This window comes from Streptomyces indicus (genome assembly GCF_900100315.1).
Taxonomy (GTDB): Bacteria; Actinomycetota; Actinomycetes; order Streptomycetales; family Streptomycetaceae; genus Streptomyces; species Streptomyces indicus.
Map to the genome: position 1 here is coordinate 143,341 of NZ_FNFF01000010.1, position 24,656 is coordinate 167,996.

At 71.1% G+C, this 24,656-nt stretch carries 20 protein-coding genes and 1 other RNA gene; 5 read left to right on the plus strand and 16 right to left on the minus strand.

Features of this window, described 5'->3' with window-relative positions; all coding sequences use genetic code 11:
• Positions 1-83: 83 nt before the first annotated feature.
• Positions 84-1,121: a medium chain dehydrogenase/reductase family protein gene (locus tag BLT97_RS23880; RefSeq protein WP_093613523.1), complete on the minus strand. Its 1,038-nt coding sequence runs from the start codon at positions 1,119-1,121 to the stop codon at positions 84-86.
• Positions 1,122-1,231: 110 nt separating this feature from the next.
• On the opposite strand from BLT97_RS23880, the gene BLT97_RS23885 reads away from it, so the two are divergent.
• On the plus strand, positions 1,232-1,792 hold the full coding sequence (locus tag BLT97_RS23885) for a TetR/AcrR family transcriptional regulator (protein WP_093613525.1): 561 nt from the start codon (positions 1,232-1,234) through the stop codon (positions 1,790-1,792).
• Between the two features lie 24 nt (positions 1,793-1,816).
• Here BLT97_RS23885 and BLT97_RS23890 read toward each other — a convergent pair whose 3' ends face one another.
• The 5 genes from BLT97_RS23890 to BLT97_RS23910 form a co-directional block, all read right to left on the minus strand.
• A complete protein-coding gene (locus BLT97_RS23890; RefSeq protein ID WP_093613707.1) occupies positions 1,817-4,216 on the minus strand; it encodes a HelD family protein in 2,400 nt (799 codons plus the stop codon).
• 114 nt (positions 4,217-4,330) lie between these two features.
• The gene (locus BLT97_RS23895) at positions 4,331-5,140 is read right to left on the minus strand and encodes an anti-sigma factor family protein (RefSeq protein WP_093613527.1); all 810 of its coding nucleotides are present in this window, start codon (positions 5,138-5,140) and stop codon (positions 4,331-4,333) included.
• On the minus strand, positions 5,137-5,721 hold the full coding sequence (locus tag BLT97_RS23900) for a sigma-70 family RNA polymerase sigma factor (RefSeq protein ID WP_093613529.1): 585 nt from the start codon (positions 5,719-5,721) through the stop codon (positions 5,137-5,139). The genes BLT97_RS23895 and BLT97_RS23900 overlap by 4 nt, the downstream gene beginning before the upstream one ends.
• Positions 5,722-5,878: 157 nt before the next feature.
• Entirely contained in the window at positions 5,879-6,460 is a 582-nt protein-coding gene (locus BLT97_RS23905; RefSeq protein WP_093613531.1) for a CGNR zinc finger domain-containing protein, read from the minus strand.
• Positions 6,461-6,571: 111 nt separating this feature from the next.
• The gene (locus BLT97_RS23910) at positions 6,572-7,090 is read right to left on the minus strand and encodes a GNAT family N-acetyltransferase (protein ID WP_093613533.1); all 519 of its coding nucleotides are present in this window, start codon (positions 7,088-7,090) and stop codon (positions 6,572-6,574) included.
• A 114-nt stretch (positions 7,091-7,204) separates the two neighbouring features.
• Between BLT97_RS23910 and BLT97_RS23915 the strand changes: the two genes are divergently transcribed.
• Positions 7,205-8,956 (plus strand): ankyrin repeat domain-containing protein, encoded by a 1,752-nt coding sequence (locus BLT97_RS23915; RefSeq protein ID WP_093613535.1) that lies wholly within the window; start codon positions 7,205-7,207, stop codon positions 8,954-8,956.
• Positions 8,957-8,974: 18 nt separating this feature from the next.
• On the opposite strand, the gene BLT97_RS23920 is transcribed toward BLT97_RS23915, so the two are convergent.
• From BLT97_RS23920 to dacB, 6 genes are all read right to left on the minus strand, one after another.
• On the minus strand, positions 8,975-10,195 hold the full coding sequence (locus BLT97_RS23920) for a uroporphyrinogen-III synthase (RefSeq protein ID WP_093613537.1): 1,221 nt from the start codon (positions 10,193-10,195) through the stop codon (positions 8,975-8,977).
• 155 nt (positions 10,196-10,350) lie between these two features.
• Entirely contained in the window at positions 10,351-11,742 is a 1,392-nt protein-coding gene (locus BLT97_RS23925; RefSeq protein ID WP_093613539.1) for a nitrate/nitrite transporter, read from the minus strand.
• A gap of 187 nt (positions 11,743-11,929) precedes the next feature.
• Positions 11,930-13,396 carry an acyltransferase family protein gene (locus BLT97_RS23930; RefSeq protein WP_093613541.1) on the minus strand — a complete coding sequence of 489 codons (1,467 nt, stop codon included), beginning with the start codon at positions 13,394-13,396 and terminating at the stop codon, positions 11,930-11,932.
• Positions 13,393-15,555 carry a bifunctional polysaccharide deacetylase/glycosyltransferase family 2 protein gene (locus BLT97_RS23935; protein ID WP_093613543.1) on the minus strand — a complete coding sequence of 721 codons (2,163 nt, stop codon included), beginning with the start codon at positions 15,553-15,555 and terminating at the stop codon, positions 13,393-13,395. The genes BLT97_RS23930 and BLT97_RS23935 overlap by 4 nt, the downstream gene beginning before the upstream one ends.
• Positions 15,552-16,319, minus strand: coding sequence for a hypothetical protein (locus tag BLT97_RS23940; protein ID WP_093613545.1), 768 nt, complete (start codon positions 16,317-16,319; stop codon positions 15,552-15,554). Before BLT97_RS23940 ends, BLT97_RS23935 begins: the two co-directional genes overlap by 4 nt.
• A gap of 276 nt (positions 16,320-16,595) precedes the next feature.
• Entirely contained in the window at positions 16,596-18,188 is a 1,593-nt protein-coding gene (gene dacB, locus BLT97_RS23945; RefSeq protein WP_093613547.1) for a D-alanyl-D-alanine carboxypeptidase/D-alanyl-D-alanine endopeptidase, read from the minus strand.
• Between the two features lie 253 nt (positions 18,189-18,441).
• Between dacB and BLT97_RS23950 the strand changes: the two genes are divergently transcribed.
• From BLT97_RS23950 to BLT97_RS23960, 3 genes are all read left to right on the plus strand, one after another.
• Complete coding sequence (locus tag BLT97_RS23950) at positions 18,442-18,870, plus strand: magnetosome magnetite crystal formation protein family (RefSeq protein WP_093613549.1); 429 nt, start codon at positions 18,442-18,444, stop codon at positions 18,868-18,870.
• A 93-nt stretch (positions 18,871-18,963) separates the two neighbouring features.
• On the plus strand, positions 18,964-19,473 hold the full coding sequence (locus BLT97_RS23955; RefSeq protein WP_093613551.1) for a DUF1203 domain-containing protein: 510 nt from the start codon (positions 18,964-18,966) through the stop codon (positions 19,471-19,473).
• Positions 19,474-19,922: 449 nt separating this feature from the next.
• Positions 19,923-21,347, plus strand: coding sequence for an alpha-L-fucosidase (locus tag BLT97_RS23960; protein WP_176953876.1), 1,425 nt, complete (start codon positions 19,923-19,925; stop codon positions 21,345-21,347).
• An 88-nt stretch (positions 21,348-21,435) separates the two neighbouring features.
• On the opposite strand, the gene ssrA is transcribed toward BLT97_RS23960, so the two are convergent.
• The 4 genes from ssrA to ftsX form a co-directional block, all read right to left on the minus strand.
• Positions 21,436-21,823: a transfer-messenger RNA gene (gene ssrA, locus BLT97_RS23965) on the minus strand.
• A 123-nt stretch (positions 21,824-21,946) separates the two neighbouring features.
• Positions 21,947-22,462, minus strand: a complete 516-nt coding sequence (smpB, locus tag BLT97_RS23970; protein ID WP_093613555.1) for an SsrA-binding protein SmpB — start codon at positions 22,460-22,462, stop codon at positions 21,947-21,949.
• Between the two features lie 19 nt (positions 22,463-22,481).
• A complete protein-coding gene (locus BLT97_RS23975) occupies positions 22,482-23,642 on the minus strand; it encodes a S41 family peptidase (RefSeq protein WP_093613557.1) in 1,161 nt (386 codons plus the stop codon).
• 67 nt (positions 23,643-23,709) lie between these two features.
• Entirely contained in the window at positions 23,710-24,627 is a 918-nt protein-coding gene (gene ftsX / locus BLT97_RS23980) for a permease-like cell division protein FtsX (protein WP_093613559.1), read from the minus strand.
• Positions 24,628-24,656: the final 29 nt, after the last annotated feature.

Below are 24,656 nucleotides of genomic sequence, written 5' to 3' on the forward strand. Positions count from 1 at the left end.
AAGGTAACAAACGATCCCCGTAAGGCAATTCCCGTACCAGGCGATACGTTTTCGGTCACTACGCGAACGGCCCAGCGGACCCCTCAGGGGACGAGCACCACCTTGCCGGCCACCGTGCCGGACTCCGCGAGGCGCAGGGCTTCGCCGGCCCGCTCGAGCGGCAGCTCCGCGGCCACGCCCGCGCCGATCTCGCCGCGGCGCAGCGCGTCGAGCACCTGCCCGAGGTCGGCGCGCAGCCGCGCGCGGAAGGCCTTCGGGCCGAACTTCCGGCCGGCCCACACGTTGTAGAAGTACGCCTGCCGCCCGTTGGGCAGCGCGTTCCACGCCCACATGCGGCCGAGGATCTTCAGGACCGGCCACATCTTGCTGCCCTCGGCGTCAAGGGTGGCGGCGCTCCCGTACGAGACGAGGGTGCCGCCGGGCGCGAGCAGCCGCCAGGAGTCGACGACGCTGCGGCCGCCCACGTGGTCGAAGACGGCGTCCACCCCGCCGGGCGCGAGCGCGCGGACCCGCGCGGGCACGTCCCCGGTCCGGTAGTCCACCGGCTCCACACCCCGGGCGCGCAGCGCGGCGTGGTGGCGCGGGGACGCGGTGCCGATGACGCGGACCCCGGCGCCGCGGGCGAGCTGCACGAGCAGGGAGCCGACCCCGCCGCCCGCGCCGTGCACCAGGATCGTCTGCCCGCTGCGGACGCGGGCCTTGCGGTGCAGCATCTGCCAGGCGGTGATCCCGTTGAGCACCGCGGTCTCGGCCTCGGCGGCGCCCACTCCGTCGGGTACCGGCACGGCGTCCTCGGCGTCGACCAGGACATGGCTGGCCCAGGCGCCGGTCTTGGTGAGGGCGGCGATACGGCACCCTTCGAGGTCCCCGGGAACACCGGGCCCCAGGGCGGTGACCCGCCCGACCAGGTCGTAGCCGGGCACGAAGGGGAACGGCGGCTGGTCGAAGTAGCGCCCGCGCCGCATCTGCTGCTCGGCGAAGGAGACGCCGGTGGCCTCGACGGCGACGAGCACCTGGCCCGGCCCCGGCACGGGAACGGGTCCGCGCCGGACCCGCAGGCCCTCGGGCTCGACCTTGCCCGGGAGGACGATCTCGGTGAGCTGCTGCTGGGTGGTGTTCATGGGAGTCCCGCCTCTGCGTCTCGTATGCCGATAGCTCTTCTCGCTTCTGTTATAGGTTGTAACTCAATCGCAGAGTTGGAGTCAATAGCTTCAGTGATAGGGTCTAACGCATGACGACGCCGAGGGAGCGCTACCGGGCCCAGGTCCGGGCCGAGATCAAGGAGAAGGCCTGGGAGCAGATCGCCGCTTCGGGCGCGCCCGGCCTCTCCCTGAACGCCATCGCCAAGCAGCTGGGCATGACGGGCCCCGCCCTCTACCGCTACTTCGCCTCACGCGACGAGCTGATCACCGAGCTGATCAGGGAGGCGTACGGATCCCTGGAGACGGCTGTCGACGCGGCGGGCGAGACCGGTCCGGCAGGCCTGGCGGGGGCGTTGCGGACCTGGGCGCTGGCCGACCGGCAGCGGTACTTCCTGATGTACGGGACGCCGGTGCCTGGGTACCACGCGCCGGAGGACACCCGCGAGACGGCGCGGCGCATCATGGCGCGGCTCGTCGCCGCGTGCGCGCAGGCCGGCCCCGGCGCCGAGGCCCGCGCCCTGCGCTTCTGGACCCGCCTGCACGGGGTGCTCTCGCTCGAACTGGCCGGGCACTTCGCGGGCATGGACCTCGACCCGGCCGAGCTGTACGCGGCCGAGGTGCGGTCACTGGAGCAGCCGGAGCTCCCATAGCGGAGCCCCGGCGAAGTGCGGCGCTCAGTCCCGCAGCAGGTCCGGCACCCCCGCCGCGTCCGGCGCGTCCGCCGCCGTGGAGACCACGGTGAGCTGCTGGGTGGCGCGGGTCAACGCCACGTACAGCACGCGCAGACCGGCCGGTGACTCGTCGGCGATCTCCGCCGGGGAGACCACGACCGTCGCGTCGTACTCCAGGCCCTTGGCTTCGAGGGAGCCGAGCGCGACCACGCGCTCGCCGAGGTCCGCGAGCCAGCGCGCGGCCTCGTCGCGGCGCCGCATGGCGACCACCACGCCGACCGTGCCGTCGACCTGGTCGAGCAGCCGGGCCGCAGCCGCCCGTACGGTCGCGCCGAGACTGCCCCGCGCCCCCGAGCGCTCGTCGTCCACGACCGCGAACCGGGGCTCCAGTCCGGTGGAGCGCACCGCCTTCGGCGAGGGCATGCCCGGCATCGCCAGGGCGAGCACCTTGGCCGCGAGGTCGGCGATCTCGGACGGGTTGCGGTAGTTGACGGTCAGCTCGAAGCGGCGGCGCGGGCGGGTGCCGAGCGCCTCGTCGCGGGCCGCGGCCGCGTCGTCCGGCTCGGACCAGGAGGACTGGGCCGGGTCGCCCACCACCGTCCAGGTGGCGTGCCGGCCGCGGCGGCCGACCATCCGCCACTGCATGGGGGTCAGGTCCTGGGCCTCGTCGACGATCACGTGCGCGTATTCGACCCGCTCCTGCGCGAGCCGTTCGGCCCGCTCGCGCTGGGTCTCCTCGCGCTGCGGCATCAGCTCCTCGAGGCCCGTGAGCTGGTCCAGCGGGTCGAGTTCGCGCTTGCGCTTGGGGCGGGCCGGGGTGCCCAGGATCGAGTTGAGCTCGTCGAGCAGGGCCACGTCGTGCACCGAGTACCCGTCGCGCCGCAGCGAGCGGGCGACCTTGCGGACCTCGCCGGGGTTGAGGACGCGGCGGCCCCAGCGGGACAGGCGCTTCTCGTCGGCCATCGCGGCGAGCACCGCGCGCGGGGTCAGCTCGGGCCACCAGGCGTTCAGGAAGCCGGTGAAGCCGTCCTCGTCGCTGACGTCCTCGTCGAAGGAGGAGCGCAGCTCGGCCGCGAGCTCCGGGTCCGTGTGCCGGGCCCCGGCGCCGGACTTGGCCCACAGGGCGTCAAGGAGCAGCTTGCGGGCGCGCGGGCGCAGCAGGTTGACGGGCGCGGTGCCGCCCAGGGCGATCTGGCGGATCCGGCGCAGCTCGTCCGCGTCGAGTTCGAGGCGGCGGCCGAAGGCCACCACGCGAAGCAGGTCGGTGCGGACCGCGGTGCCTGCCTCCTGTACGGAATCGACGGAATCATCCTCGTCCAGGGACAGCTGACCGCCGGCAGAAGGCTGCGGGGTGTCGAGCACCCCGCGAGCCGCCTTGCGCAGCACCTTCAGCATCCGCGAGGCGCCCTTCACGCGGGCCACCGCCGGGTCGTCGTACAGCGTGGCCTCCACGCCGTCGACCAGCGAGCCGACCGCGCGGATCGCGACCTGGCCCTCCTCGCCGAGCGAGGGCAGCACGCCCTCGGTGTACGCGACGAGCAGCGGGGTCGGCGAGACGATCAGGATGCCGCCGGAGTAGCGGCGGCGGTCCTGGTAGAGGAGGTATGCGGCGCGGTGCAGGGCGACGGCCGTCTTGCCGGTGCCGGGGCCGCCCTCCACGTACGTGACGGAGGCGGCGGGGGCGCGGATGACCAGGTCCTGTTCGGCCTGGATGGAGGCGACGATGTCGCGCATCGAGTGGCTGCGGGCCTGGCCGAGCGCGGCCATCAGGGCGCCGTCGCCGAAGGCAGGGAGCTCCTCGCCGTTCAGGTACGCGGTGAGGGCGGGGCGCATCAGGTCGTCCTCGACGCCGAGCACCTTGCGTCCCTTGGAGCGGATGACGCGGCGGCGGACGACACGGCCCGGGTCGACCGGTGTGGAGCGGTAGAAGGGTGCGGCGGCGGGCGCGCGCCAGTCGATGACCAGCGGCGAGTAGTCCGCGTCGAGCACGCCGATGCGGCCGATGTGCAGGGTCTCGGCGATGTCGGCGGTGTTGTCGGGGCGGATGGCGTCCTCGGCCGGCTCGACCGAGGTGTACGCGCCGTCCGGGCCCTTCTTGCCGTCCTTGCCGAGCAGCAGATCGATGCGGCCGAAGAGGAAGTCCTCGAACTCGTTGTTCAGGCGGTTCAGATGGATGCCCGCGCGGTAGACCTGCGCGTCGCGCTCGGCGAGCGCGCCGGGCGTGCCGACCTGGGAGCGCTTGGCCGCGTCCTGCATCAGGAACTCGGCCTCGTGGATCTTCTCCTCGAGGCGTGCGTAGACCCGGTCGAGGTGGCGCTGCTCGATGGCGAGCTCGCGCTCCCGCGTGCCGGCCGGCTCTCCCGCGCCTGCGGTACCGGACGGCTCTCCTGTACCGGACGGCACTCGCGTGCCTGACGGCGAGGCGGCATTGACGTCGGCCACCGGGGTCCCCTTCTCACGTGCTGCTGCTCGACATGAGCAGCCGTCCACCGTAATCGAAAGGGACCCCCGTGCGCACTACGCCTTCACATCCACCAGCTTCTTCCCCTCGAAGGTACGAACCTCGAAGCGGTCGATCTCCTCCGGCTCCAGGGCCGCTCCGCCGTGCACGTACAGCGGGTTGCTCGCCCACTTGTCCGTGCTGCCCTCGATCCCGTACCCGCGCTCGGGCACGGCCCACGAGGTGACGGTCTCCTCCTCGCCGTTCTTGCCGACCGCGATCAGGGAACACTTGAGCGGTCCCTTGACGTTCTTCAGCTCCAGGACGGTGTGGGTGCCCCAGCCCTTCTTCTCGACCCCGACCGTGGCCGTTACATCGGTGTCCGCGTCGGTGGCCGTGAACTTCTTCTCCATGTGGTGGAAGAAGGCGTCCTCGGCGGGGCTGGTGGAGTGGGCGTGCGGAGTCGTCGTACCACCGCCGTCGTTCACCGCGACCACCGCGAGCGGGCCGCCGATGATCAGCGCCGCCGCGGCCGCCACCAGGTAGAAGCCGCGCCGCCGCTTCATGGCGCGCTTCTGGGCGACCTCGCCGACCAGGTTGTCGAGCAGGCGCGGGCTCGGCTGCGTGGACAGCTGCTCGCCCACCTGCCGTACCGCACCCGGGTCGCGCAGCGGCTGCTGCGGCAGGTCCGCGAGCGCGGCGAGCATCGGCTCCATGCCCGCGAGTTCGTCGAGCTGGGCCGCACAGAAGTCGCAGCCGGCCAGGTGCGCCTCGAAGGCCGTGGCCTCGGCGTCGTCCAGGATCCCGAGGGCGTAGGCGCCGACGGTCTCGTGGATGTCGGGCGTCTCGCGCATCCCCTGTGTGTCCGGTCCGTAGTAGCCGCTCATGCCGACACCCCCCGCTCCTGCAGCGCCAGCTTCATGGAACGAAGTGCGTAGAACACCCGGGAGCGGACGGTGCCGCTGGGTATGCCGAGCACTTCGGCCGCCTCGTTGACCGTACGGCCCTTGAAATACGTCTCGACGAGGACCTCCCGGTGCGCGGGGGTCAGATCGTCGAGCGCGTCCGAAAGTGTCATCAGCCAAAGCGCCTTGTCGATCTCATCCTCCGCGGGGATGACCTCCAGTGGGGCCGGGTCGACCTCCTGCGGCCGGGCCTGCCGGCTGCGGTGTCCGTCGATGACGATACGCCGCGCGACCGTCACCAGCCAGGGGCGGACGGAACCGGTGGCGCGGTTGAGCTGCCCGGCGTTCTTCCACGCCCGGATCAGCGTCTCCTGCACCACGTCCTCGGCGCGCTGCCGGTCCCCGGCGACCAGGCGCAGCACGTAGGCGAGCAGCGGACCCGCGTGCTCTCGGTAGAGCGCGCGCATCAACTCCTCGTCCGGCGCTGGTTGTTCCGAGGGCGAGGGCACCCGGTGCCTGGCCCGCGGAGGTCGTTCGTCGGCCACTGCGGAATCCTTGCGCACGCCTGCCTCCGGTGTCCCCTGGTCGACGGGGCTGCCCCCACTGCTTTTATCACAGGGGAGTTACGGGGCGGGCGGGCCGCGTGTTCAACGCTTCCGGAAGTTTTCTCCTGAACGGCGGTTCAGGAGCGGACCTGAGCGTTTCCGCACCTGCCGGCGCTCATGTCACGGCCGTACGGCGGCGGTGCCGGGCCACGCGCTCCCGGTTGCCGCAGACCTCGCTGGAGCACCAGCGCCGGCGGCGTCCGCGGGAGGTGTCGAGGTAGATCCGCGGGCAGTTGTCGCCCTCGCACTGGCGGATACGCGAGGCGGCGACGGGGTCGGTGAGCAGCTCCACGACATCGCGGGCGATCGCCGCGAGCAGCGCCCCGCAGTCGGGCTCGGTGTGCAGGACGCGCAGCAGCCTGCCGTCCCCGTCGGGCACGGCCCGCGGTGCGGGCGGCGGCAGCGCGGCCGCCTCGTTGACCCGGGCGAGCGCGAGGGCGGCAGGCTTGCCGTCGGGCGAGGGCGCCCCGCCCACCAACTGCCGGATGTCCTCCCGCAATTGACGAAAACGATGAACGCAATCGAGCCCGATCCGCCCGAGACCGGTCCCCGCCGGCACGAGCCCGGCGCCTCTCAGCCACTCCCCCAACGCCTCGGCGCTGTCGAGCCGTTCCTCCGGGTGGGACGTGGCGAGCAGGTCGAGACCGACCCGCCCGGCGTCGAACCGCGGCTCGTACGCGGCCGTACTCGCCACCATGCGCCTGTCACCGCCTTGTGGGGTTGCCGGTGATTCCCTCACAGAGTGCCCGGCCTGGGGCGCGGCCGGAAGACCCCGTGCCTGCGCCGGGGCCGGTCCGGCGGCTCGGCTCTAGAGCGGCGGCGGGTCGTCGTGCAGGATCCGCTGGAACAGGAAGTGGTCCCGCCAGGCGCCGTTGATGTGCAGATACCTGGGCGCGAACCCGATCTTCTCGAAGCCGCACTTGGCGAGAACGCGCTGGGAGGCCACGTTGTCGGTGAGCGTGGAGGCCTCGACCCGGTGCAGTCCGAGGCCGTCACGCGCGTACGCGAGCATCGTCTCGGCGGCACGCACCGCGAGTCCGCGCCCCAGGTACTCGCCGTCCACCCAGTACCCGAGCGAGGCGGTGCAGAAGGGCCCCCGCACGATCCCGGAGAGATCCGCACGCCCGATGACCCTGTCACCGTCGGTGATGACCCAGCGCACGTTCCCGTCGTTCATCCGCGCGATCTGCCCCTCGACGGTGAAGTACGCGTCGGCGCGCGCGGGTTCGGTGCCGGCCAGATGCTCCCTGTTGCGCAGCTGCGCCGCCACGAGCGCGGCGGCGTCGTCCGGGGTCGCGGGCCGGATCTCGAACTTTTCGTCGATCATTGGGGCACGGTACTAGGGGTGGTCGGGGCCGGGCCATAGATCGGCTCCCCAGCTGTGGCATGACCTGGCGCATGGAGCGGGGCCGTTGTCAGACCCGGCTGGCACGCTCGGTGCATGGGATTCTTCGACGATCTGGTGCTCCCCGAGGAGCCCGCTGCCGAGCGGACGGCACTGGTGCGGCTCGGCCCTCCGGGCGAGGACGAGGGACGGTACGCGCCGCCGGTGGACCGCTATGCGCCCGCGTTCGTGCGGCAGTTGGGGGTGGCCGGGGACGGGCCGGAGGCCCGGGTGGTGGTGACCGGGTGGTCGATGTGGCCTCGGTCGGCCACGCTGCACCTGTCGGTGTTCCGGCGGACGCGGTGGCAGGGTTCGGGTCCGCCGCGGAAGTCCGGGCTGCGGGTCGGTCTGCTGTTCTCGGACGGTCGTCGGGTGACGTCGTTGGACCCGACGGTGATGCGGGACGTGTCGTACACCGATACGGAGGGGCAGCAGCGGCGCGTGTTCACTCCCCAGGCGACCGGCCTGATTCCCTTGGACCCGGGCATGGGCCCGCTGCGCCGGTCGACCTTCAAGACCGATGTCGACCTCTACCTGCCGGAGCTTCCGCCGCCAGGGGAAGCCCGGTTGGTGGTCGAGTGGCCGGATGAAGAGATCGGCGAGACGAGCACGGCGGTGGACGTGGCGGCTCTACGGGCCGCGGCATCCACCGCCATGGAGGTGTGGCCCGGGCTTGAACCGCCGGACCCGGCCACGCAGCCGACCACCTTCGTGACAGCGGAGATGAGCGGCCCGCCGAACTTTCTCGCGCCGCCGCTCTCCGAGCATGAGTTGAGCGTCTTGCGGCGCGAGGACGAGGCGCGGCAGCGCTACGTACCGCGGGACGACTGGCAACAACTCGGCTACCACGACTGGGAGGACGCCGCCCTGGTCCGCGTCCGCCTCGAAGAGGGCGCACCGGTCGACGCGCGGGTCGGCTGGCCGGAGGGCACCCCGCTGCACCAGTGCGCGGCACGAGGAGCGGCGGATTCAGTCGCCGTACTCCTGGCCCATGGAGCGGCGGTTGACGCGTCGGACGAATTCGGACACACCCCGCTCTGGCACGCCGTGTGCAGCGGGAGCGAGCAAAGCATCCGCGCGCTGATCGACGCCGGCGCCGATGTGTGGACCGAGCAGACGGGACCGTGGTCGCCCGGCCTCCTTCTGCTCACCACTCCGCTCGCGCCGCTCGTCGCGGGGCTGCCGGGTGCGCGGGAGCTGCCGGCCGAGGACGCCGCCGCGTTCCGGGCGGCCGACGAGCTGATCGCCGCGTTCGGCGAGGAGGAGCTGTGGACCGAGGGGCTGGGCATCGCCTTCGTCCGCGGCCTCGACGAGGACGAGGTGATCCGGCGGCTCGGCGCGGCCCCTGCGGACTGTCCGCTCGCCGACCTCGAGCACGCCCCGTTCGCCGATGAAGACTTCGAGGAGTCCCTGCGCTGGGTCGGCGTGACGAGCCTGCCCGGCGCCCCGGGCGGCTGCGTGATCACGCAGGAGGGATACCTGCCGAGCGACGAGGCCGTCCTCGCGGAGCTCACGCACGGCACCGCCGCGTACGGCATCTACTACAACCCCAAGGGCGGCATCTTCGGGACCCTGGCCCGGGACGGGAGGGCGGTCGGGCACGAGGAGATCGGCCTCACGCCCGACGAGGCGGAACCAGCGGCCGCCTGGCACTTCCGGTGGTGGCAGCGCGGCGCCTTCTCGTACGGCGCGGACACGCTCGCGTACGCCTGCAGCCAGGCCGGCCTCCGCATCACCGACGCCGGCACAGCAGCGGACCGCCACGCACCGCGCCGGTGGGTGCGACTACCGGACCGCCTGCAGCGCTAGGAGCGCCCAACTCCCCGCCTAGCCCGCATACTTCGCATCCGACGAAGGATCCAACGCCAGTCGGTACCCCCGCTTCACCACCGTCTGGATCAGCTTCGGTGTGCCGAGGGCCGAGCGCAGTCGGGCCATCGCCGTCTCCACCGCGTGTTCGTCCTGGCCCGCGCCCGGCAGGACGCGCAGGAGGTCCGCGCGGGAGACCACCCAGCCGGGGCGGCGGGCCAGGGCGCGCAGCAGGGACATGCCCGCCGGGGGGACCGGGCGGAGTTCGCCGTCGAGTACGGCCGCGTGGCCGCGGATCTGGAGGTGGTGGCCCGCTACGGGCAACGTGGGGGTGCGGGCGGGGAGTTCGAGGCAGAGGAGCTGGACCAGGGGGCCGAGGCGGAAGCGTTCGGGCTGGATGGTGGGCAGGCCCTGGGCCTGGAGCGGCAGGGCGGTGACCGGGCCCACGCAGGCCGCGAGCACGTCGTGTTCGAGGGCGGTGAGGAACGCGGCGTCCTGGCCGCGTTCCGTCGCACGGGTCAGGAGCGAGACCGCCGCGGGGGCCGAGGTGAAGGTGAGGGCGTCCACGGTGCGGGCGAGGACGGCGTCGATCAGACGGTCGACGGGGGTGAGGTCCTCCGGGGGCATCCAGCGGTAGACGGGCACACCGACGACTTCGGCGCCCGCGGCCCGCAGCGACTCCACGAAGCCCGGCAGCGGTTCGCCGTGCAGTTGCAGCGCGACCCGGCGGCCCGCGACCCCTTCGACGAGCAGCCGGTCGAGCACCTCGGCCATCGACTCGGAGGCCGGCGACCAGGACTCGGTGAGCCCGGCGGCGCGGATCGCGCCCTTCACCTTCGGTCCGCGCGCGAGGAGTTCGACCTCGCCCAGGCAGGACAGGAGCTCGTCGCCGATGCCCCAGCCGTCGGCCGCCTCGATCCAGCCGCGGAAACCGATCGCGGTGGTGGCGACCACCACGTCGGGCGCGTGGTCGAGCAACTGCTTGGTGGCGGCGAGCAGTTCGCTGTCGTCGGCGAGCGGCACGATCCGCAGCGCGGGCGCGTGCAGCACGTTCGCCCCGCGCCGTTCGAGCAGCGCGCCCAGCTCGTCGGCGCGCCGGGCGGCCGTCACCCCGACGGTGAAGCCCGCGAGCGGCTGCCCGGCGAGGGGGGTCCCCCCTGCTCTGGGGGCACCTCCCTGCTCGAAGAGCTTGGGGGAGAAGTGGAGAGCTTGGGGCGGGGTCTGTGTCTGGTCTGCCATGGCGAAAAGTCCCATCGTGCGGTCGACCGAGCCTGCCAAGGGTGCGTGACAGGCTCGGTTCGCCCTGATTGCGCAGGTGTTACGCGGCCTCCGTGCCGGGTCGTGTGGCTCACACGCCGTACGGGGTCATGCGGCGTGCACCCGCGCCGAGTGGATCACACCTGCGCGTAGCTCGGCTGCGGGGCGGGTTCGGGTTCGCCCGCGGTCGCCGGTGCGGGGGCAGCCGCCGGGGCGCGCAGGTACACCGCCCAGGTCACCACGAAGCAGAGCGCGTAACAGACCAGGAAGGCCGTGAAGGCGGCGGTGCCGGTGCCGGCGGTCAGGAAGGACTGCCGGAAGGCCAGGTTGATGCCGAGTCCGCCCACCGCGCCGACCGCGCCGATCAGGCCGATCGCCGCGCCGGACAGACGGCGGGCCCAGGCGTCGGCGGCCTCGCCGGCCAGGCCCCTGGCCAGTGCCTTGGCCTGGAAGATGCCGGGGATCATCTTGAACGTCGAGCCGTTGCCGAGTCCGCTGAGCACGAACAGCGCGGTGAACCCGACGAGGAAGACCGGCAGCGACTCCCGTACGGAAGCGAAGATCACCACGCCGGTCGCCGCCGCCATCGCCGCGAAGTTCCACAGGGTGATGCGGGCCCCGCCGAAGCGGTCGGCGAGCAGTCCGCCGACGGGCCGGATCAGGGAGCCGAGCAGCGGTCCGATGAAGGTGAGGGATGCGGCCTGGAGCGGGGTGCGGCCGAACTGGGTCTGGAGCACGAGGCCGAAGGCGAAGCTGTATCCGATGAAGGAGCCGAAGGTGCCGATGTAGAGGAAGGACATGATCCACGTGTGCGGGTCGCGCACGGATTCGCGGACGGCCCCGGTGTCGTTGCGTACGGGCGCGAGATTGTCCATCCGTACGGCGGCGAGCGCGGCGGCGATCACGATCAGCGGCAGGTAGATCGCGAGCAGCACCCGCGGGTGCCCGGCGCCCGCCACGCCGATGACGAGCAGACCCATCAACTGCACCACGGGCACACCGATGTTGCCGCCGCCCGCGTTCAGGCCGAGCGCCCAGCCCTTCTTGCGGAGCGGGAAGAAGGCGTTGATGTTGGTCATGGAGGAGGCGAAGTTGCCGCCGCCGACGCCGGTGAGCGCGGCCACCAGCAGGAAGGTGGTGTACGAGGTGCCGGGCTCCATGACCGCGAAGGCCGCCAAGGTGGGCGCGAGCAGCAACAGGGCGCTGATCACCGTCCAGTTGCGGCCGCCGAAGCGCGCCACCGCGAAGGTGTAGGGCACCCGGATCACGGCGCCGACCAGGGTGGCCGTACCGATGAGGAAGAACTTCCCGGCCGGGTCGATGCCGTACTCGGGCCCCATGAACAGCACGAGCACCGACCACAGCGTCCAGATCGAGAAGCCGATGTGCTCGCTGAGGACGGAGTAGAGCAGGTTGCGGCGGGCGGTCTTCTCGCCGGTGCGCGCCCAGAACTCCTCGTCCTCCGGGTCCCACTGCTCGATCCAGCGGCCCCCCTTGCGTCCGCCTGTGGCAGCCGGTGCCGATGTCATCACGCCTCCACTCCCCACGCGTCGTCCGAGTCGTGGACGACGCTAGGGAGCGGTGATTTCGGGGCGGTGCCCGATCTGATGACCGCGGCGCAACCTTGCTCTCACCCGCGGGACGGCGCGCGTGTGAGCGCGCGGCGTCCCGCGGCGAGCAACTGCGCGGCCGGGGCCAGCGGCTGTGCGAGCGGCGTCAGCGGCTGTGCGAGCCGGTCTTCTTCCTGCTGCCGTCGGGCCAGAGGCGAGGCTTGCGTTGGGCGGCGATGTCCTCGACCCAGCCGACGGCCAGGATCATCAGGCCGATCAGCGGCCAGACGAGGACGAACATCCAGATCGTGTACGTGGTCTCGAAGGCGGGGCCGAAGTTCTCCCAGAAGCCGGGGATGTCCCACGCGAGGTCCAGGATCGGGATCGTCGCCATGATCAGCGCGTTGTGCCACAGGTAGATGGTGACGGCACGGTTGTTGGAGAGCGTGATCAGCTTGTCGAAGCTCTTCAGTCGGCCCGGCAGTTCCTGCCACGAAGGGGCGTACTGCAGCAGGATCACCACGCAGCCGAAGGACCAGGTGGCCTGGGCGAGCGGGATGTCGTTGAGGTCCCAGCCGTCCGGGCCGAGGTGGTTCGAGGCCCACCACAGGCCGAACGCCATCAGGAGCGAGGCCAGCGAGACGGTCACGTACCGCGGAAACCTCTTGAGTGTGCCCTCCTGGTGTGCGAAGCCGAGCACCCAGCAGGAGCCGTAGACCGCGAAGTCGGTGACGGCGTTCCCGGTCTCGCCGGGGATCTTCACGATGCCCGTGCCGACGACCGCCGTGAGCGCGAGCGGCGCGAGCAGCGTCACCCAGGGCAGCCTGCGGAAGGCCCACAGGAGCAGGGGCGAGGCGATGACGAACCACAGGTACGCGCGGATGTACCAGAGCGGGCCCGCCGCCTGCACCGCCCAGGTGTCCTCGAGCAGCCCGGAGGGCGAGCCGTTGTGCCACGGGTAGGGCGGGGCCCCCACCGGGAAGAGGTAGTTGAGCACCTGGAGGAACCACGTGCCGCCGAGGTCCTTCGCCGGGTTCCACCCCTGCAGGAACATGAGCGGTACCACCGCGGCGCCGAACAGCCAGACGGGCGGCAGGAGCCGCCGGATACGGCCGCGGATCACACCGAGCGCGGGCCGCTTCAGGGAACGCGCCATGAGCGAGCCGGCGAGCGCGAACATCACGCCCATCGAAGGGAAGACCACCGTCAGCCAGGCCCAGCCGAAGATGTGGTACACGACGACGCGGACCAGCGCGAGCGTGCGCAGCAGGTCCAAGTACCGGTCGCGGCCCGGCTTGTGGGCCGCCTTCGGCGGATCGGTGGGGCCCGGCTCCTGGGGCTGGGCGGGCAGGGTGGCCGTGTGCTGCGGTTCCTGCGCCGCCCACGCCGGCTGCGGGTCCTGCGTCCAGGCCGGCTGGGTGCCGTACACGTCGGTGCCGTGCGTGCCGGCCGCGCGGGCATCGGCGGCGTACGGCTCGGTCCCGTAAGGATCGTTCCCGTACGGGTCACTCCCGTACGGATCGGTCCCGTAAAGCTCCGCGCCCCGCTGCTCCGGCACCCCGTAACCCCTCCACCCCGAAGCCTCGTCCGGCCGCCCGGCGCTCCCCGACGGGTCGTAGCGATGCGTGCTCATCCCACCGGCCTCCGCTCGCCGCTGTACGGCTGGGCGGGGATGCCGGGGGCCGAGCCCACCACGCCGGTGCGGCGCAGCTTCTGCCAGCGCAGGCGGCCGCCGGTGAGGGCGGTGATCCAGGACTGGAGCAGCACCACGTACATCAACTGCCGGTAGAGGATCTGCTGCAGGGGCAGCGAGATCAGATGGGTCATCTTCTCGCGGTCGAGCCGGAAGGCGTACGCCGCGCAGACGGCCTGGATTGCGAGGACGCCCAGCCACGCGATGATCGTCTTCTGGGTCGGGCCGAACACCAGGCCGTACAGGAGGAAGACGTCGATCAGGGGCGCGAGCAGCGGCGCGAGCACCATGAACGCCGAGACCAGCGGCAGGCCGACCCGGCCGAAGCGGCCCGAGGGCCCGCTCTCGATGAAGGCGCGCTTGTGCTTCCAGATCGCCTGCATCGTGCCGTACGACCAGCGGTAGCGCTGGGACCAGAGCTGCTGCACGGTCTCGGGGGCCTCGGTCCACGCGCGGGCGTTCTCCGCGTAGACCACGCGCCAGCCGTCGCGGTGCAGGGCCATCGTGATGTCGGTGTCCTCGGCGAGCGTGTCGTCGCTCATCCCGCCGACCCGCTCCAGGGCGGAGCGGCGGAAGGCGCCGACCGCGCCGGGGATCGTGGGCATGCAGCGCAGCACGTCGTACATGCGCCGGTCGAGGTTGAAGCCCATCACGTACTCGATGTGCTGCCAGGCGCCGATCAGCGAGTCCTTGTTGCCCACCTTCGCGTTGCCCGCGACGGCGCCCACGCGCGGGTCGCCGAAGGGCTGCACGAGCTCGCGGACGGTGGACGGCTCGAAGACGGTGTCGCCGTCCATCATCACGATCAGGTCGTACCGGGCGTTGGCCACGCCGCGGTTGAGGGCGGCGGGCTTGCCCGCGTTGTGCTGGCGGATCACGCGGACGCCCGGCAGGCGCAGGCTCTCCACCAGCCGCGCGGTGCCGTCGGTGGAGCCGTCGTCGATCACGATCACTTCGATGGGGTGGTCGCTGCCGATCAGTGAACGGACCGTGTTCTCGATGCACTTGGCCTCGTTGAACGCGGGCACGAGCACCGAGACGGGCTCGGTCACGGGCGGCCCCCAGCTGAAGCCGCTGCGGCGGGTGCGCCGCGCGTGCATCACCGAGAGCAGCAGCATCAGCCCGAAACGGCCGATGACCAGGGCGCCGATCACGGCGAGACCCACGACCAGGACGCCCGTCACGTGCTCGGAGGCCTGGACGGCGTAGACGAACGCCTTGCCCTTCCACAGGTCGAGGCCGGTCACCGGGCTGTGCGCGCTGGTCACACCGAGGGCGCCGGTCAGGTGCGTGAACTCGTAGCCCTTGTCCTGCAGTTGGGGGATGAACCGGTCGAGGGCCGCCACGGTCTGCGAGCGGTCGCCGCCGGAGTCGTGCATGAGCACGATCGCGCCCTTGCCGCCCTTGGGCGTGGCCCGCTTGATGATCGCGTCGGCGCCGGGGCGCTTCCAGTCCTCGCTGTCGGTGTTGTTGACGACGGTGATGTAGCCGCGGGAGCCGATGTACTCGGTGACCGGCCAGTTCTTGTTGTCGAAGGCGTCGGCGAAGGAGGAGTACGGCGGCCGGAACAGCGTGGTGCGGATGCCCGCCGAGCCGGCGAGCGCCAGCTGGTTCTGCGAGAGCTCCCAGTCGATACGGCTCCTCGACTGGTACGACAGGTCGGGGTGGTTGAAGGTGTGCAGGCCCACCTCGTGGCCCTCGTCGACCATGCGCCGCACGAGGTCGGGGTGGCGCGAGGCCATGGTGCCGGTGACGAAGAAGACGGCGTGCGCGTCATGCTCCTTCAGGACGTCGAGCACGCGGGGCGTCCACGTGGGGTCGGGTCCGTCGTCGAAGGTCAGCACCAGCTTCTTGCGCGGCACTTCGCGGGTGGATATCTGGCCGCCGCGCGCGTCGATCACGGGGCCGCCGCCGAGCACGCGGTGCGGCACCTGGTCGGTGGGCGCGGGCGGGCGCACCCGGTGGTCGGCGAGGATCTCGCTGTGCGTGTAGCCGCGCAGCATGAGCATCGCCATCAGCGCGACGAGGAAGAGCAGCGGCAGCAGGTACCGCAGGGGGACGCGGCGGCGGCGTGCCGCGCCGGTGGTACGGGGGGTCATAGTGCGGCGCCTGCCAGGAGGAGGTGGCTCTCGGCCGGCTCTGCGGGGCCGGATTCGAGGGGTGCGGTGTCGGTTCCGGTGCGGCCCTGGTCCGTGTCGGAGGAGACGGGCTGCTGCTGTCCGCCGCCGACGCCGCCGACCACGTTCCCCTCCGTGGGGTCGACGGGGCCGGTCGGTTCGGGGTCCACCGGGTCGGTCGGCTCGGGGTCCGGGTCGGGGTTCTGCGTGCTCGGGTCCGGGTCCGGGTTCTGCGTGCTCGGATCCGGGTCCGGGTCCGGGTTCTTGGTGGGCTTGCCGGAGGGCTTGCCCGAGGTGGAGGGCTCGGTGGCCGGGTCGCTCGTGGAGGTGCCGGGCAGCAGCGGGTCCTGCGAGCCGACGATGCTCTCGCCGGGGCCGGGGGTCTTCTCCGCCTCGGCGGGGGCGCTGGAGTCGGCGGGGCTGGGCGAGGGCTTCACCTTGGTGGACGAGTTGCTGTCCTTGCCGAGGCCGGGCATCCAGGGTGCTTCGGAGTTGCCGGAGGCGAGGGTGCCGATGAGCACGACGGCGTACACCGCGCATACGGCGCCGAGTATCCAGCCGATCTTGCGCAGCTTTCGCCCGCGACTGCCCGATTCGTCCACGAACACCGGCCGGTCCGCGGCATCGCGGCTCTCCGCGACCGGCAGCTCGCTACCCGACAGACGGCCCAGGCCGTCGATCTGGATGGTGACCTCGTTCGGGTCATGCGTGTGCCCGGACAGGGCGTCTTCCCGCCAATTCTCCACTGCTGTACGCCTATTCCCCCAAGGAACCGGTGGACGCACGCGAGACCGGGCACTCGCCGCCGGACCGGACCCCACCCGGTCCGAGCGCCCCCCTCTTCACTCTGCGCCCGTATGACGAATGTAGCGCAGAAGAGTGACACCCGTCGGTTCAGGTCAGTTCTGCATCAGCGCTGGGGACACGGCGCGCCGCCCAAGTGGTTCCCATTTGGGGTAAAGCTTTGCCCATACGGGCCGGAGCGGCGCCCCGCACCGACTCCGGCCCGCACCTCACTGACCTCAGCAGCCCCTCGACTTGCTCCAGGAACACTCGATGTCGGTACGGCCCTCGGCCGCACGCCGGTTGGCCGGCCGCACGGCCTCGGCGCCGTCGGCGTCCGAGGCCGCGAGTGTGACCACGATCGCATCCTCGATGCTCTTCACGGACGAGGCGAGGTAGTTGTTGAGCACGATCGAGTAGACGAGTTCACGCCCGTCCTTGTCCTTGACATACCCGGACAGACCAGACGCACCGGTCAAAGACCCGGTCTTGGCGCGGGCGTTGAGGGCGGCGGGCGTCCCGCACATCCGGGACCTGAGCGTGCCGCCCACGAACCGGTCGGGGTCGCAGGCCACCGGCAGGGACCGCGCCCAGTCCGCGTACCAGGGTTCCGCGCGCACGGCGAGCAGCAGCTCGACGAGTTGCTCCGCGGGGAAGTTGTTCATCCGCGACAGCCCCGAACCGTCCACCTGCCGCAGCTGCGCGCTGTCCACACCGGCCCGCTTCAGGTACGCGTCGACGGCGGCGAGTCCGGCCTGCCAGGTCCCCTCGCCGGAGGCCTCGTATCCGATCGCCTTGATCAGCGCCTCAGCGTGCATGTTGTTGGAGAGCTTCATGAACGGGACGAGCAGTTCCTTCAGCGGCATCGACCGGTGCACGCCCAACTCCCGTGCCCCGTCCGGGGTCCGCACACCGAGCCGGGTCCCGCCGACGACCCGGACGCCCTCCTGCGCCAGCGCGCGCCGGAAGACGTCGGCCGCGTAGCCGGTGGGCTCCCAGACGGTCACCCACTCCTTGGCGGCGTCCTCGCCGGCCGCGATGCCGCCGCTCACGACGATCTCGTTGGTCCCGTGCCGCCGCTCGACGGTGAGGTCGCCGTCCTGGCCGGCCGGCAGGGTCTCGGCCCGGTTGACGATCTCCACGTACCCGGTGCGCGGCGTCACGGCGACGCGCGGCCGGTCCCCCGCGCCGGCGCCCGGGAACACCTCGACGACCACGGTCCCCGCGTCGTAGTCCGTGTCGGGGGCGACGGTCAGGGCTGAGATCTGCGCCGAGTAGTACGAGGACTCGTCGTCCGCGGCCCAGCTGCGCCCGAGCCGCTGCGCGTCGAACCGGGTGTCGTCGGCGACGAGCCGCCCGGTCACCGTCCGGATACCGCGCTTCGCCACCTCGGCGGCGAGCTTGCGGTAGTCCTCCGCGAGGGCGGTGGGGTCGCCGCTCCCCCGCAGATACAGGTCGCCGCGCAGCACGGAGCCCTGCTGCGCTCCCGCGGTGAGCGCCTCGGTGGTGAACCGGTGGTCGGTGCCGAGCAGTTCGGCCGCCGCCGCGGAGGTGACGAGCTTGGTGTTGGAGGCGGGCATCAGACGGTCCCCCGCCTCGTGCCGGTACAGCACCTCGCCGCTGTCCGCCTCGGCGACGAGGACACTGGCCGCGCCGCCGTCCATCCGCGGATCGGCGAGGATCGTCTCGATGGCCTCGGCGAGGCCGGGCCGGGCGGCCGCGTCCGGGTCCGCACCGGCCGGCGCGCTCCAGGTGAGCACGGTGGCGGCGAGACCGACGACGAGGGGCAGGGCGAGAGCTCGCGTACGCATACGTCCCAGAGGTCTGCTCATGCCACCGCAGCATCCCGGATCCGCCGCGCGGGCAACAGAAGGCGTGCGGGTCCTCCCGTCGGCAGCCCACCCGCAGCCGGACCGCCGCCCCACCGCGCGCCATCCGTTACAAACCGTCCCTATTGCCGCAACAGCCCCTTCCTACGCTGGAAGCACGTCACCGACGGCGCCCCGGCCACCCGGCCCCCGGATATCCGGCCCCCGGACACTCCCGCGCCCCGGCCACCGAAGGACAGCACTACGGAGCACGCCCATGACTACTCACCCCGCCTCCCTGCCCAGGCCCTCCGCACCCGCGATGCCGGACACCTCCGGGGCCCTGTTCAGCCACGCCGCCCACGTGCTGTGCCTGCTGACGGGCTTCCCGTACCTGGCCTGGATCCCGGCCCTGTGCCTGAAGGCCACGGCGAGGGACGCCCACAACCGCGCCCACGCCACGACGGCCCTGAACTTCGCGCTCACGCAGCTGATCGTCTGGAGCGTGTGGGCGGTGTGCCTGGTGGGGGCCCTGGTGACCTCGACGGCCTCGCCGATCGCCATGACGGCGCTGATCGCCCTGGCCGCGGGCGGCCTGCTCTATTTCGCCCTCGGCGCCCGGGCGACTTTCCACGCCCTGTTCCACGCCTATCGCGTCGAGCCGTACACCTATCCCGTATACGTGGCGTTCCGCATGGTGCACTGAAGGCAACCACGGAAAGCGACCACTGAAAGAAACCGCAATGCGGCGTCCGAATTCCGCCAGCACCGATTGCGCCCCGCACGGATGCTGACATCCATGACGACGACGCAGACAGTCGAGATCAGGGCGATCGACGCGACCGTGCTCAAGGAACTCCGCACCCGCGACGACGCCGGGCAGCTCCGCGAGCCGGTCACCGACACCGAAGGCGGCGCACCCCTGCGCTGCTGCCTGCGCCGCAGCACGCCCGGCGAGCGCATCACGCTCGTCTCGTACGCGCCGCTGCGCCGCTGGGCCCGCGAGACCGGCGCCGAGCCCGGGCCCTACGACGAGTGCGGCCCGGTCTTCATCCACGCCGACGACTGCCCCGGCCCGCCGCCCGGCCACAGCTACCCGGCCGCCCTGCACGGCCCGCGCCGCGTCCTGCGCTCCTACGACGCCGACGGCCGCATCCTCGGCGGCCGCCTGATCGAGATCCCGCGCGAGCAGGCCACCGACATGGAACAGGCCCTCACCGAGGCCCTCACGGACCCCGCGGTGGCGGTCGTGCACGTCAGGGCGGTGGAGTTCGGCTGCTTCTTCATGGAGGTGCGGCGTCGCGCGTAGCCACGGTCCTGCGCGGACAGCGCCCGGGAAAATCGAGACAGGCCGACTCCGGGGTTCGGCGCGCATTTGCATCCCGTAGACCGAAGCCGAACCTTCCGGGTGGCCGCCTGTCCGCTGAACCGGTGGCTTTCGCCGGAGGCACGATGGACAGCGGAGGCTACGCGCACGGGTCCTGACAACGTGATCGAATGGTCGATCACCTGGCTTTCGGCACCAGCAGGCCGCGGATCCGGGCGGTGCACTCGCGGACGGTGCGCGGAGCCGTCGCCGTCGCCTGCGCGCTCCTGCTCTCCGCCCCCGCCGTGGCAGACGAAGACCCCGAAATCCGGCGGAGCCCTGTTGTTTCCCTGGCCCCCGGGGAGAGCGACCGGGTACGTGAGGGCAAGGCGGCCCGTGTGGTGCCGAGCGCTACGCAACTGATGTGGCAGCGCCAACAGTTGACAGCATTCGTGCACTTCACGACCCGCACGTTCGTTGACAAGCCTCAGCCCGACGGGCGCCTGTCCCCCACCGTCTTCAATCCGTCGGACCTGGACACGGACCAGTGGGCCCGCGTGCTCCGGGCCGGCGGGTACCGGCACGTGGTCCTCACCGTCAAACACGGGGACGGCTTCCTCCTGTACCCGAGCGCATACAGCACCTACTCGGTCGCGCGCAGCCCGTACCGCAATGGCAAGGGCGACGTACTGCGCGAGTTCACCGACTCCATGCGCCGCGCCGGCCTCTCGGTCGGCTTCTACTTCTCGCCTCCCAACCGCCATGAACTCAACGTCGAACGAAGCCGCTGGAAGAAGGGATATCCCCGCTACGGCTACAGCGAGGTCAAGGGCAACCGCGCCTGCCCTGTACCTGAGCGACGGGCCCCGGGGCGGCCCTCCTTCACCTTCCGTACCGACGAGTACAACTGCCTTTTTCTGCGCCAGCTGTACGAGATCTTCACCCAGTACGGGCCGGTTAGCGAGTGGTGGCTCGACGAGTACGTCACCTCGCACACCCCCCGGAACGATTCACGGGACGCATTCGTCCCGCCCCCGGGCGTGACCGGCGACCCGACCCAGCGATTCGACACCACAGCTTGGTGGTCCTTGGCAGAGGCACTCCAGCCCGGCATCCCGGTGTTCAACGGATGGGGCCTCCGGTGGGTCGGCAACGAACAAGGCTTCGCGCGAGTCGGCGGCGAGTGGTCCACCATCGCGGTCCGCAACCAGCCCGGCACCGGAGTTCCTCAGTTCACCGCGGGAGCACCGGGTGACCGCGAGACCTGGGACGGCGCGACCCATCTGGTCTGGATGCCGACCGAGGTGGACGTGCCGATGTCCGCGGGCGGCAACTGGTCCTGGAATCCAGGAGAGCAACAGAAGTCACCGGAACAGCTCTGGCACATCTACGTCGCGTCGGTGGGCCGCAATGCGAACCTGCTCCTGAACTTCGGGCCTGACCGTTCCGGGCGCATCCCCGAGGACCAGGAGGAACGGGCCCTTGGGCTGAGGCAGCGAATCTCCCGGGTCTTCGGGAATGACGTGGCGGGCACCGCCCGCACCTCGGTCTCCGCGGACGGCAGGATCATCGAACGCCGGCTGGCCCGCCCCACCACCTTCAACTGGATCGGTCTGCGTGAGGACGTCGCCCGTCACGGGCAGCGCGTGGAGTCGTACAGGATCGAGGCCTGGGACAGCCGTCAGGGCAGCTGGCGTCGGCTCACCACCACCACATGGAACGAGAAAGGAAGGGTGATCCCTGACATCGACGCCCGGATCGGATTCCAGCGCTACCAGCACCTGGAAGAGCCCACGACGACCCGACGGGTACGTGTCGTGGTCACAGAGTCAAGGAGAGAACCGCATGTCAGCGCACTGACGCTGCACCGGGACTGAAGCTTGGATACGCCCTCGCCCTCGCACCCAAGACACGCAAAAAGCCCCTGACCTATCGACAAAGTCGGAGGTCAGGGGCCACATGGGGTGGTGGAGATGGCGGGAATCGAACCCGCGTCCAACGGTGCAGAATCAGGGCTTCTCCGTGTGCAGTTCGCTGTGATTTTCTCGGCCCCGGCGATCACGCGAACAAGTCGCCGACGGGCCCAGTCACTGTTTGATTTCCCATTTCTCCCCGTGACCGGGAGAAATGGTTTAGTTCCCTAGATTATGCCAGGATCCGGGTCGGGAACATCCCCGGGCTGACACCCATTTAGGGTCCTTCAGTCGCTGTTATCAGGCAGCGAGGGCGAAGGACTGGGAATCGCGCTTGGTGTTGGCGATTATTGGTTGCGACATATGGTTAACGAGATCATTGCCGCTTCCTCGACACGCTTCCCCTGCTTCGACATCCGCTGTCGAAACCGATCATCCCCATGTTGATTTTTCAAGGTGGATCCGGAGATCCGCGCACCCGCTGTGGGGTGCAGACCCATCGTACGTGACCAACGTCGGCCGAGGCCAACTTATTTCCGCGCCCGACGAGCGGTCCCCGGGAGCTACTCCCGCTCCCTGCGCTTCGCCGCCGACATCGCGCGGTCCGCCTCGCGCCGGTCCTGCTTCTCGCGGAGCGTCTGGCGCTTGTCGTACTCCTTCTTGCCCTTGGCGAGCGCGATCTCGATCTTGGCGCGGCCGCCCTTGAAGTACAGGACGAGCGGCACGATCGTGTGCCCCGTCTCCTGCAGCTTGGACGCGAGCTTGTCGATCTCGGCGCGGTGCAGGAGCAGCTTGCGCTTGCGGCGCGCGGCGTGGTTGGTCCAGGTGCCCTGGGCGTACTCGGGGACGTGCACGTTGTGCAGCCAGGCCTCGTGGTCGTCGATCTGCACGAAGCCGTCCACGAGCGAGGCGCGCCCCTGGCGCAGCGACTTCACCTCGGTCCCGGTGAGCACGAGGCCGCACTCGTAGGTGTCGAGGATGTGGTAGTCGTGCCGCGCCTTCTTGTTCTGCGCGACGAGCTTGCGCTCGGGTCCCTTGTCCTTCGCCTCGGACTTCCGGGTCTGCTTCATCTTGGCCATAGTGCTGGCCATTTTCGCACTACGAGGGGGGTCCGAGGCCAGTCAATACTGTGCGGGCCCTCGCCTCCGCGTCCTCGTCCGCGACGAGGTCCGGCGTGATGCCCCGGCCGTCGACGCCGCGGCCGGACGGGGTGCGGTAGTGGCCCACGGTCAGCTCGGCCACGGAGCCGTCGGGCAGCCGGGTCGGCATCTGGACCGACCCCTTCCCGAAGGTGCGCGAACCCACCACGACCGCACGTCCGCGGTCCTGAAGGGCTCCGGCGAGCAGTTCGGCCGCGCTCATCGTGCCGCCGTCGACGAGCACGACCAGGGGTCTGGAGGTCTGTCCGCCGCGGATCGCGTGCAGGGCGCGCTGTTCGCCGCGTACGTCGTACGTGGCCACGAGCCCGCCGTCGAGGAAGGCGGAGGCCGCGTCCACGGCCTCGGCCACCAGGCCGCCGGAGTTGCCGCGCAGGTCGAGCAGGATGCCGTGCCCGGCGGGGGCGGCCTCCACGGCCTTGCGGACCTCGGTGCCCGACCCCTTGGTGAAGGCGGACACCTTCACCAGGCGGGTGCCGTCCTCGAAGTCCCGTACGGACACGGTCTGCTTGGCGAGGGTCGCCCGGCGCAGGGTGCTGGTCCAGGTGCGCTTGCCGCGCTCCAGGCCGAGGGTGACCTCGCTGCCGGGGCCCGCGTCCTCCGCGCCGCGCAGCAGCCGTACGACCTCGGCGGGCGAGCTGCCGTCCACGCGTCGGCCGTCGACGGAGCGCAGCCGGTCGCCCTCGTGGATGCCCGCCTTGTCGGCGGGGCCGCCGTGCTGGACCGCGGCCACTTCGATCCGGCCGCCGTCCCCGCGCCGGGTCCACAGGCCCACGCCCGTGTACTCGCCGTCGAGCGCCTGCTCGAACTCCGCGTACTCCTCCTCGTCGTAGACCTTCCCCCAGCGGTCGCCGCTGCGGCTGACCACCTCGCGGGCGGCATCCGTGGGCGACTTGCCGTCGGCCAGCGCCTCGGCGGCGGCCTCGGAGACGTCCTGGGCTACGGGGGCGGAACGCGCGGGCGGGGCGGGCGGATGGTCCGGCTCGGAGCCGAAGGAGCCGGTCGCGGCGCCGGCGGCGAGCACCCCCGCGAAGAGGAATGTCAGGCCGGCCCCGCGGCGGATGCTGCGGGGCCTCTTGAAGAGGCTCTCGGGGCCGGACATGTCGGCGAGTCTAGGACAACGCAGGGCGCCGTACGGCCGGTTGACCGTACGGCGCCCTGGACATGTCTCACACCTTCAGGTACTTGCGCAGCGCGAGGAACGCGGCCAAGCCGGGCATCAGCAGGCCGATCACGATGACGAACGGCAGGACGGCGAACACGTCGTTCAGACCGACGAAGTTCACCAGCGGCATCTTGTCCGCGAGGTTGAGTCCGTGGTCGATCATGAAGTAGTGGCCGCCGCCCAGGAGCACGCTCGCCAGGAACGCGCCGAGGACGCCCGCGAACGCGGCCTCCATGATGAACGGCAGCTGGATGTAGAAGCTGGAGGCGCCGACCAGGCGCATGATGCCGGTCTCGCGCCGGCGGCTGAACGCCGAGACGCGGACGGTGTTCACGATCAGCATCAGGGCGACGACCAGCATCAGGCCCATCAGCGCGAGCGCCGCCATGTTCATGCCGTTGAGCAGCTCGAAGAGTTTGTCGACGGTGTCTCTCTGGTCCTGCACCGACTGCACGCCCGGGCGGTCGGTGAAGGCGCTGGAGATCACCTTGAACTTCTCCGGGTCGTCCAGCTTCACGCGGAACGACTCCTGCATCTGGTCCGGCGTGAGGCTCTGCGCGAGGGGCGAGTTGCCGTACTGGTCCTGGTAGTGGTTGAAGGCCTCCTGGCTGTCCTCGTGGATGACCTGCTCCACGGGCTCCAGCTTCTTCAGGTCGGTCTCGATGGCCTTCTTCTGCGCCGCGGTGACGGCGCCCTCGGTGCAGTTGGGGTCGGACTCGGCGTCGCCCTTGTTGCACAGGTAGATCGCGACGTTGACCTTGTCGTACCAGTAGCCCTTCATCACGCTGACCTGCTTGAGACCCAGCAGGGCACCGCCGAACAGCGCGAGCGACAGGGCCACCGACACGATCACCGCGATGGTCATCGTGAGATTGCGGCGGAGACCGACGCCGATCTCCGACAGGACGAATTGGGCGCGCATGGCGTCCTTTCAGTGCTCTTCTCAGTGCC

Bases quoted from the DNA above. Each gene is read 5' to 3' on its own strand.
- BLT97_RS23885 (WP_093613525.1), top strand. From the start codon at position 1,232: ATGACGACGCCGAGGGAGCGCTACCGGGCCCAGGTCCGGGCCGAGATC.
- BLT97_RS23920 (WP_093613537.1), bottom strand. From the start codon at position 10,195: ATGGCAGACCAGACACAGACCCCGCCCCAAGCTCTCCACTTCTCCCCC.
- BLT97_RS23955 (WP_093613551.1), top strand. From the start codon at position 18,964: ATGACGACGACGCAGACAGTCGAGATCAGGGCGATCGACGCGACCGTG.
- BLT97_RS23925 (WP_093613539.1), bottom strand. From the start codon at position 11,742: ATGACATCGGCACCGGCTGCCACAGGCGGACGCAAGGGGGGCCGCTGG.
- BLT97_RS23915 (WP_093613535.1), top strand. From the start codon at position 7,205: ATGGGATTCTTCGACGATCTGGTGCTCCCCGAGGAGCCCGCTGCCGAG.
- smpB (WP_093613555.1), bottom strand. From the start codon at position 22,462: ATGGCCAAGATGAAGCAGACCCGGAAGTCCGAGGCGAAGGACAAGGGA.
- BLT97_RS23880 (WP_093613523.1), bottom strand. From the start codon at position 1,121: ATGAACACCACCCAGCAGCAGCTCACCGAGATCGTCCTCCCGGGCAAG.
- BLT97_RS23950 (WP_093613549.1), top strand. From the start codon at position 18,442: ATGACTACTCACCCCGCCTCCCTGCCCAGGCCCTCCGCACCCGCGATG.
- BLT97_RS23930 (WP_093613541.1), bottom strand. From the start codon at position 13,396: ATGAGCACGCATCGCTACGACCCGTCGGGGAGCGCCGGGCGGCCGGAC.
- BLT97_RS23975 (WP_093613557.1), bottom strand. From the start codon at position 23,642: ATGTCCGGCCCCGAGAGCCTCTTCAAGAGGCCCCGCAGCATCCGCCGC.
- dacB (WP_093613547.1), bottom strand. From the start codon at position 18,188: ATGAGCAGACCTCTGGGACGTATGCGTACGCGAGCTCTCGCCCTGCCC.
- BLT97_RS23895 (WP_093613527.1), bottom strand. From the start codon at position 5,140: ATGAGCGGCTACTACGGACCGGACACACAGGGGATGCGCGAGACGCCC.
- BLT97_RS23905 (WP_093613531.1), bottom strand. From the start codon at position 6,460: ATGGTGGCGAGTACGGCCGCGTACGAGCCGCGGTTCGACGCCGGGCGG.
- BLT97_RS23910 (WP_093613533.1), bottom strand. From the start codon at position 7,090: ATGATCGACGAAAAGTTCGAGATCCGGCCCGCGACCCCGGACGACGCC.
- BLT97_RS23935 (WP_093613543.1), bottom strand. From the start codon at position 15,555: ATGACCCCCCGTACCACCGGCGCGGCACGCCGCCGCCGCGTCCCCCTG.
- ftsX (WP_093613559.1), bottom strand. From the start codon at position 24,627: ATGCGCGCCCAATTCGTCCTGTCGGAGATCGGCGTCGGTCTCCGCCGC.